Source organism: Marinobacter sp. B-21, assembly GCF_056857895.1.
On the sequence record NZ_JBSXNZ010000085.1, the window covers coordinates 36494 to 53200 of the forward strand.

Annotated in this window: 15 protein-coding genes; 9 read left to right on the forward strand and 6 right to left on the reverse strand. The window is 60.0% G+C overall.

Annotated features, from left to right (window positions below; genetic code table 11):
• Nucleotides 1–100 precede the first annotated feature (100 nt).
• The 5 genes from secA to ribA all read left to right on the forward strand — a co-directional run bounded on the left by secA (nt 101) and on the right by ribA (nt 6481).
• Nucleotides 101–2842, forward strand: a complete 2742-nt coding sequence (gene secA, locus AC13C0_RS15140; RefSeq protein ID WP_117619634.1) for a preprotein translocase subunit SecA — start codon at nt 101–103, stop codon at nt 2840–2842.
• Nucleotides 2843–2968: 126 nt separating this feature from the next.
• The gene (gene argJ / locus AC13C0_RS15145; protein WP_117619635.1) at nt 2969–4186 is read left to right on the forward strand and encodes a bifunctional glutamate N-acetyltransferase/amino-acid acetyltransferase ArgJ; all 1218 of its coding nucleotides are present in this window, start codon (nt 2969–2971) and stop codon (nt 4184–4186) included.
• A gap of 2 nt (nt 4187–4188) precedes the next feature.
• Nucleotides 4189–5160, forward strand: a complete 972-nt coding sequence (locus AC13C0_RS15150; protein ID WP_117619636.1) for a Nudix family hydrolase — start codon at nt 4189–4191, stop codon at nt 5158–5160.
• A gap of 89 nt (nt 5161–5249) precedes the next feature.
• Nucleotides 5250–5756 (forward strand): cyclic pyranopterin monophosphate synthase MoaC, encoded by a 507-nt coding sequence (gene moaC, locus AC13C0_RS15155; protein ID WP_117620442.1) that lies wholly within the window; start codon nt 5250–5252, stop codon nt 5754–5756.
• A 110-nt stretch (nt 5757–5866) separates the two neighbouring features.
• Nucleotides 5867–6481, forward strand: coding sequence for a GTP cyclohydrolase II (gene ribA / locus AC13C0_RS15160; protein ID WP_117619637.1), 615 nt, complete (start codon nt 5867–5869; stop codon nt 6479–6481).
• Between the two features lie 62 nt (nt 6482–6543).
• On the opposite strand, the gene dxs is transcribed toward ribA, so the two are convergent.
• The 4 genes from dxs to AC13C0_RS15180 form a co-directional block, all read right to left on the reverse strand.
• Nucleotides 6544–8475, reverse strand: a complete 1932-nt coding sequence (gene dxs, locus AC13C0_RS15165) for a 1-deoxy-D-xylulose-5-phosphate synthase (RefSeq protein WP_117619638.1) — start codon at nt 8473–8475, stop codon at nt 6544–6546.
• Between the two features lie 133 nt (nt 8476–8608).
• On the reverse strand, nt 8609–9505 hold the full coding sequence (locus AC13C0_RS15170) for a polyprenyl synthetase family protein (protein WP_117619639.1): 897 nt from the start codon (nt 9503–9505) through the stop codon (nt 8609–8611).
• Nucleotides 9505–9759: an exodeoxyribonuclease VII small subunit gene (locus AC13C0_RS15175; protein ID WP_117619640.1), complete on the reverse strand. Its 255-nt coding sequence runs from the start codon at nt 9757–9759 to the stop codon at nt 9505–9507. Before AC13C0_RS15175 ends, AC13C0_RS15170 begins: the two co-directional genes overlap by 1 nt.
• Before the next feature lie 55 nt (nt 9760–9814).
• Nucleotides 9815–10588: an NRDE family protein gene (locus tag AC13C0_RS15180; protein ID WP_341582826.1), complete on the reverse strand. Its 774-nt coding sequence runs from the start codon at nt 10586–10588 to the stop codon at nt 9815–9817.
• Nucleotides 10589–10676: 88 nt separating this feature from the next.
• Between AC13C0_RS15180 and AC13C0_RS15185 the strand changes: the two genes are divergently transcribed.
• From AC13C0_RS15185 to AC13C0_RS15200, 4 genes are all read left to right on the forward strand, one after another.
• Nucleotides 10677–11474, forward strand: a complete 798-nt coding sequence (locus AC13C0_RS15185) for a sulfite exporter TauE/SafE family protein (RefSeq protein WP_117619642.1) — start codon at nt 10677–10679, stop codon at nt 11472–11474.
• Between the two features lie 11 nt (nt 11475–11485).
• A complete protein-coding gene (gene lgt, locus AC13C0_RS15190; RefSeq protein ID WP_117619643.1) occupies nt 11486–12274 on the forward strand; it encodes a prolipoprotein diacylglyceryl transferase in 789 nt (262 codons plus the stop codon).
• On the forward strand, nt 12271–13110 hold the full coding sequence (locus tag AC13C0_RS15195; RefSeq protein ID WP_341581403.1) for a thymidylate synthase: 840 nt from the start codon (nt 12271–12273) through the stop codon (nt 13108–13110). The genes lgt and AC13C0_RS15195 overlap by 4 nt, the downstream gene beginning before the upstream one ends.
• A gap of 446 nt (nt 13111–13556) precedes the next feature.
• Nucleotides 13557–14048 carry a dihydrofolate reductase gene (locus AC13C0_RS15200; RefSeq protein ID WP_376788096.1) on the forward strand — a complete coding sequence of 164 codons (492 nt, stop codon included), beginning with the start codon at nt 13557–13559 and terminating at the stop codon, nt 14046–14048.
• Here AC13C0_RS15200 and AC13C0_RS15205 read toward each other — a convergent pair.
• Nucleotides 14027–15550 (reverse strand): DEAD/DEAH box helicase, encoded by a 1524-nt coding sequence (locus tag AC13C0_RS15205; protein ID WP_117619690.1) that lies wholly within the window; start codon nt 15548–15550, stop codon nt 14027–14029. The genes AC13C0_RS15200 and AC13C0_RS15205 overlap by 22 nt on opposite strands.
• A 199-nt stretch (nt 15551–15749) precedes the next feature.
• The gene (locus AC13C0_RS15210; protein ID WP_117619691.1) at nt 15750–16649 is read right to left on the reverse strand and encodes a haloalkane dehalogenase; all 900 of its coding nucleotides are present in this window, start codon (nt 16647–16649) and stop codon (nt 15750–15752) included.
• Nucleotides 16650–16707: the final 58 nt, after the last annotated feature.

Sequence of the window (16707 nt, forward strand, 5' to 3'; positions counted from 1 at the left end):
CCGCAGCCTTATTTTGCTCGTGTGCACCCTGTCTTTTGTCCTGTTACAAAATAAGGTTAGAATGCCGGCTTCCTCCGTTTAATCAAAGAAGCAGTGGTCTATGTTCACAAAGCTTGCAACCAAGATGTTCGGCAGTAAAAACGCCAGAGAAATCAAGAGAATGCGCAAACCGGTCTTGCGTATCAATGAGCTTGAAGAGCAATATGGCAATCTGTCTGACTCCGAGTTGCAAGGCAAGACAGCGGAGTTCCGCCGGCGGATCGATGAAGGCGAATCCCTGGATGCCCTGTTGCCGGAAGCGTTTGCGACGGTAAGGGAGGCTGGCCGCCGGGTTATGGGCATGCGTCATTACGACGTTCAGCTGATCGGTGCGATCACCCTGCACGAAGGCCGAATCGCGGAAATGAAAACCGGTGAAGGCAAGACCCTGGTTGCGACCGCTTCGGTCTATCTTAATGCGCTGTCTGGTAAGGGTGTGCATGTCGTTACAGTGAACGATTACCTGGCCCGTCGTGATGCCGACTGGATGGGTAAGATCTATCGCTTTCTCGGAATGCAGGTAGGGGTAGTGGCTTCCGGTCAGCCGCCTGAAGAGAAGCGGGCTGCCTACCAGGCGGACATAACCTACGGCACCAATAACGAATTCGGCTTCGACTATCTGCGCGACAATATGGCTTTCAGCACCGAAGACAAGGTTCAGAGAGGGCTGAACTACGCCATCGTGGACGAAGTGGATTCGATTCTTATCGATGAGGCCCGTACACCGCTGATCATTTCCGGTGCCGCTGAGGACAGCTCGAAGCTTTACCTGGCTATTAACGAGCTGATTCCCAGTCTCGAAGAAGGAGAGGTCAGCGAGGAGGAAGGTGAGCCTAGTGGCGATTTCACGATTGACGAAAAGTCCCGCCAGGTTGAGCTTACCGAATCCGGTCACGAGAAGGTTGAGGAGTTGTTACTGAGTCGCGGCCTGCTGAAAGAGGGTGAGAGCCTTTATTCCGCTGCCAATCTCAGCCTGCTGCATCATGTTCACTCGGCGCTGCGTGCCCATCGCCTGTTCCAGAAAGATGTGGATTACATTGTCCAGGGTGACCAGGTGGTCATCGTAGATGAGCATACCGGCCGCACCATGCCGGGCCGCCGCTGGAGTGAAGGCCTGCATCAGGCGGTTGAGGCAAAAGAAGGTGTCAGGATCCAGGCTGAGAGCCAGACTCTGGCGTCTACCACTTTCCAGAACTATTTCCGGCTTTACGACAAACTGGCGGGCATGACCGGTACGGCCGATACCGAAGCGTTCGAATTCCGCCAGATATACGGCCTGGATGTGGTGGTCATTCCGCCCAATAAACCCATCCAGCGGATTGATTACAACGATCTGGTGTATCTCACCCAGGAAGAAAAGTTCCACGCGATTATCGACGAGATCAAGGATGTCACCGCCGAGGGCCGCCCGATTCTGGTGGGCACGGCGTCCATCGAAGCGTCCGAACTGCTTTCAATGCTGCTCAAGAAGGCGCAGATCGAGCACAAGATTCTGAACGCCAAGCAGCATGAATCCGAAGCCCACATCATTGCTCAGGCGGGGCGTCCGGGCGCCGTTACCATCGCCACCAACATGGCTGGTCGTGGCACGGACATCGTGCTGGGCGGTAATTGGGAACACGAAGTGACTGCCATGGACAACCCTTCCGAAGAAGAGGTTGCCCGGATCAAGGCGGAGTGGACGGAGCGCCATAACCAGGTTCTTGAAGCCGGCGGCCTGCACATCGTCGGTACCGAGCGTCACGAGTCCCGCCGGATTGATAACCAGCTGCGAGGCCGTGCCGGTCGTCAGGGCGATCCCGGTTCTTCCCGCTTCTTCCTGTCCCTGGAAGACAACCTCATGCGTATCTTCGCGCCTGACCGGGTCAAAAGCCTGATGCAGGCCATGGGCATGAAAAAGGGTGAGGCCATTGAGCACCGGATGGTCACCAACGCCATCGAGAAGTCCCAGCGCAAGGTGGAAGGGCGCAACTTCGACATGCGTAAGACGCTGCTGGAATACGATGACGTCGCAAACGACCAGCGTACGGTTATCTACGAGCAGCGCAACGAAGTCATGTCCTCCGACGACATCTCGGACATGGTCAGGACCATCCGGGAAGACGTGGTAGACTCGCTGATCAGCGAATACATCCCGCCCCAGAGCATGCCGGAGCAATGGGATGTGGCGGGGCTGGAATCCCAGCTTCAGTCCGAGATGGCGATCGATCTGCCGGTTCAGAAGTGGCTGGAAGAAGACAGCAAACTGTACGAAGAGAACCTGCGTCAGAAAATTCTGGACGAGATCGTCGCTGCGTATGAAGCCAAGGAAGAGATTGCCGGCTCCGAGGCCATGCGCAAGTTCGAGAAGCAGGTCTTCCTGCAGGTGCTCGATACCCTGTGGAAGGAACATCTTTCCAACATGGACCACCTGCGCCGCGGTATCCATTTACGGGGCTACGCCCAGAAGAACCCCAAGCAGGAATACAAGCGCGAGGCGTTCAACCTGTTTGAAGCCATGCTCGATACCATGAAGCGGGATGTGACCCGTGTGCTCTGCCATGTGCGCGTTCAGAGCCGGGAAGAAATGGAAGAAGTAGAGCGCCGTCGCAAACAGGAGCTGGAGCAGGAATTGGCCCGCGCCCGCCTGCGCCATGATGAGACCAGTGCCACCGCACAGAGCCAGGGTGAGGGCGACGCGGAAGATGCCCGGCAGTCGACGCCCGACACCTTCGTGCGTCAGGAGCGCAAGATAGGTCGAAATGAGCCCTGCCCCTGCGGGTCCGGTAAGAAATACAAGCAGTGTCATGGCAAGGTCAGCTGATTCAGTAAGCTGATCGGGAATCCGGAACCCGCAATCTGCCAGCAAGAACTGGCGGGCTGCGGGTTTTTTCGTTTTGAGTTGGCCGTATGGTCCCCCGTGCAGGTTTAGATATTAAGGAGTAACAGAATGGCGGTAGGTCCGGGAACCTTACCTGAGTTTTATCCGGTGGCCGGAGTCCGGCTTGGCATTGCCAGTGCCGGTATCAAGAAGCCGGGGCGAAAGGATGTGGTTCTGTTTGAGCTGGCCCCGGAAAGCCGGGTTGCCGGGATCTTCACCAGGAATCAGTTCTGTGCCGCACCCGTCACGCTGAGCCGCAGGCACCTGACAGAGGCATCGCCCCGGTACCTGCTGATCAATACCGGTAATGCCAATGCTGGCACGGGGGCGCGGGGCATGCAGGATGCGAAGGCCTGTTGCCAGGCTCTGGCAGCTCAGGCCGGCGTCAGTGAGGCCGAGATCCTGCCTTTTTCCACGGGGGTCATTGGTGAGCCGCTGCCGGTTCAGAAGATTGTCGGTGCGCTTCCCGAAGCCCTGGCGACTGCAGCTGAAGACCGCTGGGCCGAAGCTGCCAGCGGTATTATGACGACCGACACCCGACCCAAGGGCGCGTCCTGCCAGGTGGAGCTGGATGGCTACACTGTGTCCATTTCCGGGATCAGCAAGGGAGCAGGCATGATTCGCCCCAATATGGCAACGATGCTTGGCTTTATTGCCACCGATGCCCGAATTGCGCCGGAGCTTCTGCAGACTCTCGCCTCCGAACTGGGAGAGATGTCCTTCAACCGCATTACCATCGATGGCGACACCTCCACCAACGACGCCTGCATGCTGATTGCCAGTGGCCAGTGCGGTGGCCCGGAAATTACCGGATCCAGCCCATCGCTGGCGAAGCTCAGGGAGGCCCTTGAGACTGTGTATCTGGAGCTGGCACATGCCATCGTCCGTGACGGCGAAGGTGCTACCAAATTCGTCACAATTGACGTCATTGGGGCGGCCAGTCAGCAGGAAGCGCTGGGTGTGGCCTATACCGTTGCCCATTCCCCGCTGGTGAAAACCGCCCTGTTTGCCTCAGACCCTAACTGGGGGCGGATTCTGGCGGCGGTGGGGCGCGCTGGTGTTGAAGGGCTGGATCTTAATGCCCTGGAAATTTACCTCGGGGATGTCTGTCTGGTGCGCAATGGCGGTCGGGCAGAGGATTACTCGGAAGCCCGGGGCCAGGCGGTGATGGACCGGGAAGAGATCACCATTGCCATTGATCTCAAGCGAGGTGAAGTGCGGGAAACCGTCTGGACCTGCGACTTCTCCCACGATTATGTCACGATCAACGCCGAGTACCGTACCTGAACATGACATCAGCGAAACCCCTGGTGAAAGAAATCCATGTCGCCGTGGCGGTTATTGTCCGCAATGGCCAGGTGCTCATTGCCCGCCGGCCAGACCATGTGCATCAGGGGGGCTTGCTTGAGTTCCCTGGTGGCAAGGTGGAGCCGGGTGAAAGTGTTCAGGCGGCACTGGTGCGCGAGATTGCCGAGGAAACCGGCCTCAGAGTGCCTGAGGCCTCTCTGGAGCCGGTCATTGGTATTCGCCATGACTATGGTGATAAGCAAGTTTTCCTCGATGTGTGGGCGACCAGAGCCGCTGAAGGCGAACCTGAGGGCCGTGAGGGCCAGCCAGTAGAATGGCTTGGCCCCGATCGGCTTCGGGATCAGGATTTCCCGGCTGCCAACCGGCCTATTATCCGGGCATTGCGGTTGCCCCGGCAGTTGGCGATTACCGGAACAGCCGCCAGTGCTGATCAGGCCATCGAGCGTCTTCGGTCAGGATTGGCTGATGTCCCGCAGTCGCTGGTGGTGCTCCGTGCTCCGGCCATGACCGGGCCGGATTATCGTCAGCTTGCGGCAGCGGCGGTGCCGGTGTGTGAAGCGGCCAGCACCGGTCTGATCGTGCACGGCGCCCCCGGGTTCTTTGATGGCACGCCTGGTGCCCGTGGTCTGCATCTGCCATGGCGTGAAGCGATCAAACAAGTGGAGAGGCCGGTTCCGGCGGATGCGTGGCTGGGTGTTTCCTGCCATGATGCGATGGAGATTGACCATGCTGTCGCCATTGGCGCGGACTACGTCACGCTCGGGCCTGTCAAGCCAACCCGAAGCCATCCAGGACAGCTGGCCATGGGCTGGGAAGCGTTCGGAGCCCTGGTCTCCGGGGCGCCGCTTCCCGTTTATGGGCTGGGAGGGCTCGGCCTTGCGGACCTGTCCGAGGCCCGGCAACGGGGTGGTCAGGGGATCGCCGGTATCCGCTTCTGGTGGCCGGAAAACTGACCATTATCAGCGGCGGCCATTGTGATCTCTGTTATGCTGTCAGCCCCCGTATTTTTTATTATCTGGCACAACCGGTTCCGGGAGATTCTGTGAGTAAACTGACGCATCTTGACGACAAGGGCGAAGCCCGAATGGTGGATGTGACCGACAAGGCCGCCACCGAACGGGAGGCTCGCGCCGAAGCAACCATTCGAATGGCGCCGGAGACCCTGAACATGATTGTGGATGGGGAGCACCCCAAGGGGGATGTCCTGGCCGTGGCCCGTATTGCCGGGATCATGGCTGCAAAGAAAACTCACGATCTGATTCCCCTGTGTCACGCCCTCAATCTTACCTCGGTCAAGGTAGAGCTGACGCCTGGTGAAGATGGTGCTTCGGTACACATTCTTACCCGCTGCAAGCTGTCCGGCCAGACCGGTGTCGAGATGGAAGCGCTGACCGCCGCAAGCGTTGCAGCATTGACTCTTTACGACATGTGCAAGGCTGTCGACCGGGGCATGGAAATCGCTTCTGTCCGCCTGCTGGAGAAGAAAGGTGGCCGGAGTGGTCACTGGGTGGCCGACAAGTCCTGGTCTGGCCAGTCGTCGAACTCGTAAGTGTTCGCTGCTGAGCACATGCCAGAGGCGCTGCAGTGCAGGGACTACGCCAAGCAGGCGGGCCCGTGATAGAATGCGCGGCCCCAATGACTGAACCACGAGGAACCACTGTGGCTGTTCGTTACATCCAGACCTGCCGGTTGCCGACCCCGTTCGGGGTGTTTGATATGCATGGCTTCGAAGAACCGGACACCGGAAAGGAGCATGTTGCCCTGACCCTGGGCGAACTGGACAGTGACGAACCCATGCTTGCCCGCACTCACTCCGAGTGTCTTACCGGTGATGCCCTCTACAGCATGCGTTGCGACTGTGGCTACCAGCTTGAGGAGGCTCTGCGCAATATTGCCCGTGAAGGTCGCGGAATCCTGATGTATCTGCGCCAGGAGGGCCGGGGGATCGGGCTTTTGAACAAGATCCGTGCCTATCACCTGCAGGATCAGGGCGCGGATACGGTGGAGGCCAATGAGCGCCTGGGGTTCGCCGCCGATCTGCGTGATTACAGCATGTGCAAGGACATGCTGGAGCATCTGGGCATCACAAGCCTGCGCCTGATGACCAACAATCCACGCAAGGTGAAGGCTCTTTCGTCTTACGGTATCGTTATTGCTGAACGGGTGCCTCTGCACGTTGGCCGTAACCCTCACAACGAGCATTACCTCAACACCAAGCAGAGCAAGCTTGGGCACTGGTTGGAAACACACCAGGACGACGACCCCGAGGCGTGAACCGGAACCAAAAAGCCCGCGACAGTCGGCGGGCTTTTTGCGTTTCAGGAGCCAGGGTTTGTTTATTTGACGACTTTCAGATTCTGGTGCCGAAGGGTTTCCATTCGCGCGGCAATTGATGCTTCGATGCCTCCCGCATCCAGGCCACAATCCGTCAGCAGCTCCCCATGCTTGCCGTGGTCCATGAACGTGTCCGGCAGCCCAAGCTGGAGCACGGGCATGGATACCTGACGGCTGTTCAGGAATTCGGTGACCGCGCTGCCGGCACCACCGGCAACGGCGTTCTCTTCCAGAGTCACCAGCAGCTGGTGCTGCTCTGCAAGCTCAAGCACCAGTTCTTCATCAAGGGGTTTCACGAATCGCATATCCGCCACCGTCGCTCCCAGTACTTCGGCCGCTTCCAGTGCCGGTGCCAGCAGGGTACCGAAGTTGAGGATGGCGAGCCCCTTGCCTGCGCGCACTCTCCGGCCCTTACCGATCTCCAGTGGCGTAAGCTCCTGCTGGATCTCTGCCCCAGGCCCGGTTCCCCTCGGGTATCGAACCGAAGCAGGGCCCTCGTATAACATGCCGGTCTGCAGCATCTGACGGGTTTCGTTCTCATCGGACGGTGTCATGACCACCATATTCGGTATGCAGCGCAGGTAGCTGATATCGAAGGCCCCGGCGTGTGTGGGGCCGTCCTCGCCCACCAGGCCGGCGCGATCGATGGCAAGCAGCACATCCAGATTCTGGATGGCGACATCATGGATCAACTGGTCGTAGGCACGCTGCAGGAAGGTGGAGTAGATGGCAACCACCGGCTTTGCGCCATCACAGGCCAGGCCGGCTGCGAGGGTGACGGCGTGCTGTTCGGCAATCGCAACATCGAAATAGCGATCCGGGAACCGCTGTGAAAAGGCCAGCAGGTCGGAGCCTTCGCACATGGCAGGCGTTATGCCAACCACTCGCTCATCCTGCTCAGCGGAGTCACACAGCCACTGGCCAAAGACATTGGCGTACTTGGGCTTCGCGGGCTTTGGTTTCACCGGCTCGGGCTTGCTCGGCGGCACCGGCTCGATCTTGTTGATGGCGTGATAACCTATCGGGTCCGCCTCTGCCGGAGCAAAACCTTTGCCTTTGGTCGTCACCACATGCAGAAACTGCGGGCCTTCCAGCTCGCGGATGTTCTCGAGGGTCTCGACCAGCAGGGGCAGGTCATGGCCATCAATGGGGCCGATGTAGTTGAATCCCAGCTCCTCAAACAGGGTGCCCGGGGCAATCATGCCCTTGAAATGCTCTTCCGTCTTTTTCGCGAGGGCCATCAGGTGCGGGGCGCCCTGAAGGACTTTCTTGCTGCTGTCGCGAACCTGGTTGTAGGTGGGGCTGGACAGCAGCTTGGCAAAGTAGTTGGACAGCCCCCCGACGTTGCGGGAAATCGACATGTCATTGTCGTTCAGTATCACCAGCATGTCGGCGTGCAGGTGGCCGGCATGGTTCAGGGCCTCGAAGGCCATGCCAGCGGTCATGGCGCCGTCGCCAATGACTGCGATACTTTTACGGCCGGTGCGTTGCAGGCGAGCGGCAATGGCCATGCCAAGCGCGGCACTGATGGACGTGCTGGAGTGGCCCACGCCGAAGGTGTCGTATTCGCTTTCGGCCCTTTTCGGAAAGCCGGCAAGTCCGTCTTTGCGCCGGATGCTGGCCATGGCGTCACGCCGGCCGGTCAGAATTTTATGGGGGTAGGCCTGGTGGCCAACATCCCAGACCAGGCGGTCGATCGGAGTATTGAAAACATAGTGAAGGGCTACGGTAAGCTCGAGCACACCAAGACCGGCCCCGAAATGGCCGCCGGTCTGGCCCACTGACCACAACAGAAACGCCCTGAGTTCCCGGGCCAGCTGGGGCAGCTGTTCCGGGGCCAGCTCGCGCAACTGGGCCGGTGCATCAGTCCGGTCCAGCAGCGGAGTGTTGGGCCGCTGTGACGGGATTTCCTTGAAAATATAAGTGTCCTGCATCTGCTCGGGTCTTTTCCGGTACGTTCAGTAACTGACGGGCATTATAAGGGAACAGGGGACGCTGTTTCACACAAACCGGGCCAGTTGTTACGAAAATATTTACGGTCAGTGTGCGCCTTCGGGGCGCCGGGGTTCAATGGGTTCTTGCCACCACGTAATCGGCCATTGCCCGCAGCGGGTCCGCTTCGGGGCCGAACGCCCGAAGGCTTTGGTGGGCGTCCTCAAGCAAGGCCGCCAGATGCTCCCGGGCACCGGCCACTCCGAGCAGGGCGGGGTAGGTGGGTTTGGCCCGGGCGGCGTCAGAGCCCTGGGGTTTGCCAATAACCCGGGTGTCCCCTTCGATGTCCAGCAGGTCGTCCTGGACCTGGAAAGCCAGACCAAGGGCCTTGGCATAGCGGGTCAGCGACGCCAGTGCCTGCTCGCTGACCGAAGGCGCAGTGATGGCGCCAATCCGGACGCTGGCTTCGATCAGTGCCCCGGTTTTGTGCCGGTGCATGGTCTCCAGTTGGGCCAGAGTCAGGGTTTTACCAACGGATTCAAGATCGATCGCCTGGCCGCCGACCATACCCCTGTGGCCGCTGGCGCCCGCCAGTTCCCGCACCATGGCCAGGCGCGCGGACTCGGAGAGCCCGGGGGCCTCTGCCAGCCAGCCAAACGCCAGCGCCTGGAGGGCATCCCCGGCCAGAATGGCAGTCGCTTCATCAAAGGCGATGTGGGTGGTGGGGCGCCCGCGCCGGAGCTCGTCGTTATCCATGGCGGGGAGGTCATCATGGATCAGTGAATAGGCGTGGATCAGTTCCACGGCACAGGCGGGAATCAGGGCCTGGTCACCGGGCTGGCCCAGAGCCTTTGCCGCGGCCAGGCACAGGGCGGGCCGGATTCGTTTGCCGCCGCCCAGTACGCTGTAACGCATGGCTTCGTGCAGCCGACCGGATGCGGACTTCTGTTCCAGGCAGCGGTCGAGTGCCGCGTCAACGCGGGCCCTGCAGGTTTCGAGAAAGTCCGCTGCGAGTTGGTTCGGTCCGGACATCAGTCAGCATCATCCGGAGAGAAGGGGTGGGTTTCAAGGCTGCCGTCGCTGTTCTGAACCAGCTGCTCGACGCGCTGCTCCGCGCTCTTAAGGGCCTGCTGGCATTCACGGGTCAGTCTGACGCCGCGCTCGAACGCCGTCAGGGATTGCTCAAGGGACAGCTCTCCCTGCTCCAGATCGCGAACCAGCTTTTCCAGTTCATCAAGGGATTTTTCGAAATCGGCTATGGATGTGGCGCCTTGTTCACCGGCCATCAGGGGCCCTCCGATCAGGTGTCAGAATTTTGCGGAGTATACCAGAGCTTGCTTGCTATCGCTGCCAGTGGAAGTGACGGCGTTCACCGGTTTCGGCATCAGGCCCCCAGCTCTGTTCGGTCACATGGATGTCACCGGTGCCGGAGACACTGACCACAGTAGTCGCCCGGGTGCCGTAGTCTGAGCCGGCGATAAAGGGGGACGAGAGGAAGCGTTCGGTATCAATCCCCACCCCGGTGTCGGGTAATAGCCGGTCCGGGGCCGGCGTGGTGTCCTGAAGCAGCGCAACCAACACGCCGTGCAGTTTGCCGGCATCGTTACCGGCGGCGGCGGCGGCATCGCCAACGGCCTGGCGCAGCCGGACCAGCTTGGGCCAGGGAGTCTGCAGAAGATGGTTGCTCAGGCCGTAAACGCCCCGGTGGATGTGCCGGCCGGGATGAGCGTCCCGGTTGCTGAAATACCAGCCGTCCCGGGGCGTCAGGTGAACGAGGTTGAAGCCGGAAAAATGATCGGCATTACGATGCAGGTAGCCTTCAAGGTGCCGCCTGGAATCGTTGAGCGCCCGCAGGGGAAGTTCGCCCCGGCTGATACGGCCGGTTTCCGGTGTACCTTCGCGTACGTTGGTGACAGCGCTGACGTCCCCTTCGGCAGAGACCGCAAGCCAGGTTCCGCCGGACTGAAGATCCCGGCCGGCGAGCACCCGGGTGCCTGTGTCGGTTGTCCACCAGTCCATGGCGGCCGTGGGGCGACGAAAGAATTCATCCCGGTTGGCCGCGACAACCAGCGGAAAATGAGGGTTCTGGCCAAGGGCAAAGGCAATCAGGCACATGGTGGAGAACGGGCTCCCGGAGTTAATGAAGTTGACTCTTGCGCTGTGTATCATACCAGCCTTGGTTTTCCCGGGTGCGTGACAAACTATGACGCTGATCTTCGAAATAGCATCGTATCTGGCCCTCGGCGCCCTCGCAGGCACCGTTGCTGGCCTGTTTGGTATCGGCGGTGGGCTGATTATCGTGCCGGTGCTTATTTTCAGTTTCGGTCTCCGGGGGATCAGCCCGGAGATTGTTCCTCACTTGGCGGTGGGTACGTCGCTGGCAACCATCGTGTTCACGTCGGCCAGTTCCATCCGTTCCCACCACCGGCATGGCGCTGTGCGCTGGGATCTGTTCCGGCCCATGACCATGGGGATTATTGCCGGAGCCCTGATCGGTGCCTGGACAGCGTCGTTGATGAGTGGCCCGGCCCTTGAACTGGTTATTGGCGTTTTTGTCATCCTCGTTGGCCTCAAGATGTTTTTTCAGGTGGACCCCAAACCTGGCCGGGATGTTCCGGGTATCGCGGGGTTGGGGGTTGCCGGCGGAGGCATCGGCTGGGCCTCGGCCATCTTCGGGATTGGCGGGGGCACGCTCACCGTACCCTACCTGAGCTGGAGCAATGTACGCATGCAACAGGCTGTGGGTACATCGGCCGCTTGCGGCCTGCCGATTGCCATCGCCGGTGCACTTGGCAACATCTGGACCGGCTGGCAGAATCCAGCTCTGCCGGAACTGAGTGTCGGTTTCATCTATCTGCCTGCGCTGACCGGTATTATCCTCACCAGCGTTTTCTTTGCCCGGATAGGTGCCAACCTGGCCCATCGGCTGAACCCCCGGGTTCTCAAGCGTATTTTTTCCATCATGCTTTTGCTGGTGGGTCTCCGTTTTCTCCTGAGCTGAGAGGTTAATCGATGCTGCAACATCCCCAGATTGATCCGGTGGCCATTGCCATTGGCCCCCTCAAGATCCACTGGTACGGCCTGACCTATCTGGTGGGCTTTGTCGCCGGCTGGTGGCTTGGCAAGATCCGCACACGCAAACCCTGGTCTCCCATCAACGAAGAACAGATGGGCGATCTGCTGTTCTACCTGGCGCTGGGGGTCATTCTCGGGGGCCGTGTGGGTTATGTGCTGTTCTACAATTTTGATGCCTTTCTGGCAGATCCGCTCTGGCTTCTGCGGGTCTGGGAAGGCGGTATGTCCTTCCACGGTGGCTTGCTGGGCGTGATATTCGCCATGTGGTGGTACGGGCGCAAAGTGGAGTGTGGTTTCTGGCGCATGGCCGATTTCGTTGCACCGCTGGTGCCGGTAGGGCTTGGCGCCGGCCGGATTGGTAACTTCATTAACGGGGAGTTGTGGGGCAAACCCACGGACGTTGCCTGGGGCATGGTGTTCCGTACCGCGCCGGATTCCCTGGCCCGTCATCCCTCCCAGCTCTACCAGTTTGCCCTGGAAGGCGTCGCCCTGTTCGTCATCCTGTGGTGGTTCTCCTCCAGGCAAAGGCCCAGAATGGCCGTCTCCGGCCTGTTCCTGATCGGCTACGGCGTGTTCCGCTTTATGGTGGAATTCGTGCGCCAGCCGGACCCGCAGCTGGGCTACCTGGCCTTTGACTGGCTCACCATGGGGCAGGTACTTTCCTTCCCGATGATTGTTGTGGGTGCAGCCCTGATGTTTATTGCCTACCGGAAACAAGCCGAATGAAAGCCTACCTCGACCTGATGCAAGACGTTGTCGATAACGGATTCGACAAGGGTGACCGTACCGGCGTTGGTACCCGCTCGGTATTCGGCCGCCAGATCCGGTTCAACCTGCAGGATGGCTTTCCTCTGGTAACCACCAAGAAAGTCCATCTGCGCAGCATCATCTACGAACTGCTCTGGTTCCTCCGCGGCTCCACCGACAACACCTGGCTGAAAGAACGCAAGGTATCCATCTGGAATGAATGGGCACTGGCGAATGGAGACCTCGGCCCCATCTACGGCAAACAGTGGCGCAGCTGGCAGTGCCCGAACGGGGAGGTGGTGGACCAGATCAGCGAGGTCATCGGGCAGATCCGCACCAAGCCCAATTCCCGCCGCCTGATCGTCTCCGCCTGGAACCCGGCGCAACTGCCGGACGAATCCATCGGCCCCCAGGACAACGTCCGCCAGGGCCGCATGGCGCTGGCTCCCTGCCACTGCCTGTTCCAGTTCTACGTGGCCGACGGCAGGCTCTCCTGCCAGCTCTACCAGCGTAGCGCGGACCTGTTCCTGGGTGTACCGTTCAATATCGCCTCCTATGCGTTGTTGACCCACATGATCGCCCAGCAGTGTGATCTGGAAGTGGGTGAGTTTGTCCACACATTCGGCGACTGCCACTTGTATCAGAACCACCTGACTGACGACATTGTCTTCGAGCAACTGACGAGAGAGCCCCGGGCGTTGCCGAACCTCGTTATCAAGCGCAGGCCGGCGAGTATATTCGAGTACGAGCTGGAGGATTTTGAGTTTGAGGGCTATGACCCGTATCCCGGGATTAAGGCTCCTATTGCTATTTGACCCTTTGTCTACGGCCTGGTCCGATAGGTTTGGGGGCGGCAGGGGAGCGGGATGGGGCTTTCCGAAAAACGCTGTGAATACGTCCGTGTACGCTTGGCTCCGCACATTTTCGGAAAGCCCCATCCCGCTCCCCTGCATTCAAGCTGAAGGAGATAGAATCTCCCGAATCCGCGAACGAGTTGGAATTCCGGTTGTTACAAAGGCACTTGAAGTGCTGTTGAAAAGGCCTTTGGGGCAGCTGCATCATGGCTTGAATCGCAGCAGGGCGGGCACATCCCTCCAAAAATGTGCGGAGCCATGGATGGCGGAGCCCAAGCCGCGCATGGATGCCTTGAGGCGTTTTTTGGAGGGATGTGCCCGCCCTGCTGCAGCCCGCGAACTATGAGATTCAGAGTTACACGTTAGTCAAAGGGAGAGCAAAGGTGAGAAAAGCCCTGATAGTAGCCATGTCCCGAAACCGGGTCATAGGCCGGAACAACAATCTGCCTTGGTACCTGCCGGGCGATCTGCGGTACTTCAAGCAGGCCACCATGGGCAAGCCTATCATCATGGGACGGAAAACCTGGGACTCCATTGGCCGGCCGTTGCCGGGGCGGATGAACGTGGTTATTTCACGGAACGATGCCTGGGAAGCGCCAGCGGGAACCGTGGCGGCAAAGTCGCTGCAAGAGGCGTTGGTGAAAGCCGAGGCTCAGGTTGAGCTGGAAGGCGGAGATGAAGTGATGATTATCGGTGGCGGGCAGATCTATGCCGAGGCGCTGCCGATGGTTGATCGCATGTACATCACCCAGGTGCACGCTGAGGTGGAAGGGGATGCATTTTTTCCGGAAGTAAACTGGGATGAGTGGGAGGAAATCGGACGGGAGGATTTCTCCGCGTCCGATAACAACCCTTACGACTATAGCTTCGTAGTCTATCAGCGCTTGGCGTCGGCATGACGGGGCGGGCGCTTGCCTGCGGGCTTGCCGCCTTTGCCAGGGGGCTTACCCTTCGGGCCGGGACCGCCACGGCCCTTGGGGCCTTTCTTGAAGCCGGGCTTGTATCCGGGCTTGCCACCCGGGCGACCACCCTGGCGGTCTCGACGCGGCGGCGCGTTGGCTGAAATCTCCGGCAAGGCCTCCGGTTGCTCCAGCGGAAGCGAGCCCGGCTGGGAGGCTTCCAGCCAGCAGGCCAGGGCGCCGGCCACCATCGCCGTGTCCATGTCATTGCGCTCGGCAATCTCATCCAGCAGCGCCATCGCTTTCGCCAGTTTGCCATCCTCGGAAAAACCCAACAGCTGCGTTTCGAACTGCTGCTCGCGCATTTTTTTCAGCTCAACCGGCGAAGGCAGTTGATAGGCTTGCATGGGTGAGTTGGTGGCACGCTCCAGGGTGCGCAGCCAGCTGCGTTCCCGGGGTGTGACCAGCAGGATTGCCTTGCCTTCCCGTCCGGCGCGGCCGGTACGGCCGGTGCGGTGGATGTAGGCTTCGGTATCGTAGGGTACATCGTAGTTGATCACGTGGGTGATCCTGGGCACATCCAGACCGCGGGCGGCCACGTCCGTGGCGACGATGATGTCCTTCTTGCCGCGTTTCAGGTCTTCAACGGTCTGCTCCCGCTGGCGCTGGTTCAGATCGCCATTCAGCGGTGCAACCGCGTGGCCGCGGGCAGAGAGTTTTTCGGCCAGCAAGGTGGTTTCCGCCTTGGTGCGCACGAAGATGATGGAGGCGTCGAACGGCTCCACTTCAAGAATCCGGGTCAGGGCATCCAGCTTGCGCTCGGCGTATACCGGCAGAACAAACTGGGAGATACGCTCAACCGTGCGGGTTTCGCTCTCGATGCGGACCTCGACGGCGTCGCTCAGATAGGTCTTGGCAACTTTCTTGATCTGCGGCGGCATGGTCGCCGAGAACAGGGCGCGCTGACAGTTTTCCGGCGTTTTCGCCAGAATTGCCTCTACGTCATCAATAAAGCCCATGCGCAGCATTTCGTCTGCTTCATCCAGAACCAGTGCTTTCAGACTATCCAGCTTCAGGGTGCCCTTACGCAGGTGGTCCAGCATGCGGCCCGGCGTACCCACGATAACCTGGGCGCCACGGCGAAGGCCTTTGATCTGGGGATAGAAATCCTGTCCGCCATAAATCGGCAGAACATGGAAATTACGGAACTTGCTGGCGTAGGTAGTAAACGCTTCGGCCACCTGGATGGCCAGTTCGCGCGTCGGCGCCAGCACCAGAATCTGGGGGTCGGTTACAGAGGCGTCAATCCGGCTCAGCAGAGGCAGTGCAAAGGCCGCGGTTTTACCGGTACCTGTCTGGGCGACACCCAGCAGATGCTTGCCGGCAAGCAGCGCAGGGATGGCCTGGGCCTGGATCGGTGACGGGGTTTCATAGCCAACGGCGGATACAGCTTCAAGTACGGCTGGATCAAGCCCCAGTTCGGCAAAAGACAATTCAGACATTGATTCACTCGGAATTCGGGAGGTAGAGCATTGCCGGGCAATGCATGATGTGCGGGTATTATAGCGGTTTTCTTGCTGCTTTAATACGCCAAACCCTGCCGGGCCTGTAGGTAGTTGCCGGTGAGTGTCCCGTTGCTTTGCCGGCCCGTTGTCCCGAGCCGGCAGACCGTGACGGTCTTCGGTTGGGAGAAAGGGTGGCTCAGGCCGCCATTTCCGATCTCAGGGCGTCGATGATGATGCGCGCGAAATCTTCCGGCGAGTCTTCCTGGAGGAAGTGCCCGCCACGCAGGGTGATGTGGGGCTGGCCGTGGGCCCCGGGAATCCGGCGCTGCATGTACCGGTCGCCGCCGCGGGTGATCGGGTCGCCGCTACTGAAGCAGGTGATGAACGGTTTCTTCCATTTTTCCAGAACCTGCCAGGCGGCTTTGTTGGCTTCGCTGTCCGGAGCCCCCGGTTCGGTTGGTACCAGCTTGGGGAAAGCTCGTGCTCCAGCTTTGAAATCCGCGGACGGGAATGGCGCCTCATAGGCGGCAAGTTCCGCTTTGCTCAGGGTGCGTTCAGTGCCCAGTTGAACAATCCGCCCGACCGGGAACCAGGGGCTGTGGGTGGCAAACGTCTTCCAGACCGAGAACACAGCAGGCATCCGGGTTTCTCCCGTCGGCAACATGCCATTACCGACAATGATGCGGCTGAATCGCTGCGGATGTTCGGCAGCCAGTCGCAAACCCAGCAGTGACCCCCAGTTCTGGCACACCAGGGTTATATTCGTAAGGCTCAGGCTCTCCAGCCAGTTGGCCAGCCAGGTCAGGTGACGGCTATAGCTGTAATCCTCAACCGAGTCCGGCTTGTCGGATTTTCCGAAGCCAATCAGGTCTGGCGCCAGCACCCGGTGGCCGGCGCCTGCCACCAGCGGAATCATGTGCCGGTAGAGGTAAGACCAGGATGGCTCGCCATGCAGCATCAGTACCGGAGAGGCATTGCGTGGCCCATCGTCAACATAGTGCATCCGGAGACCGGGCTCTACGTCGACATAGTGTGGAGCAAAAGGGTAGTCCGGAAGACCTGCGAAGCGGGCTTCATCGGTTCTCAGAATACGCATGCCATCGACTGTCCTGACTGATTGGTTGCGTGATTGCCGGGAGCCATCTGGCGATCAG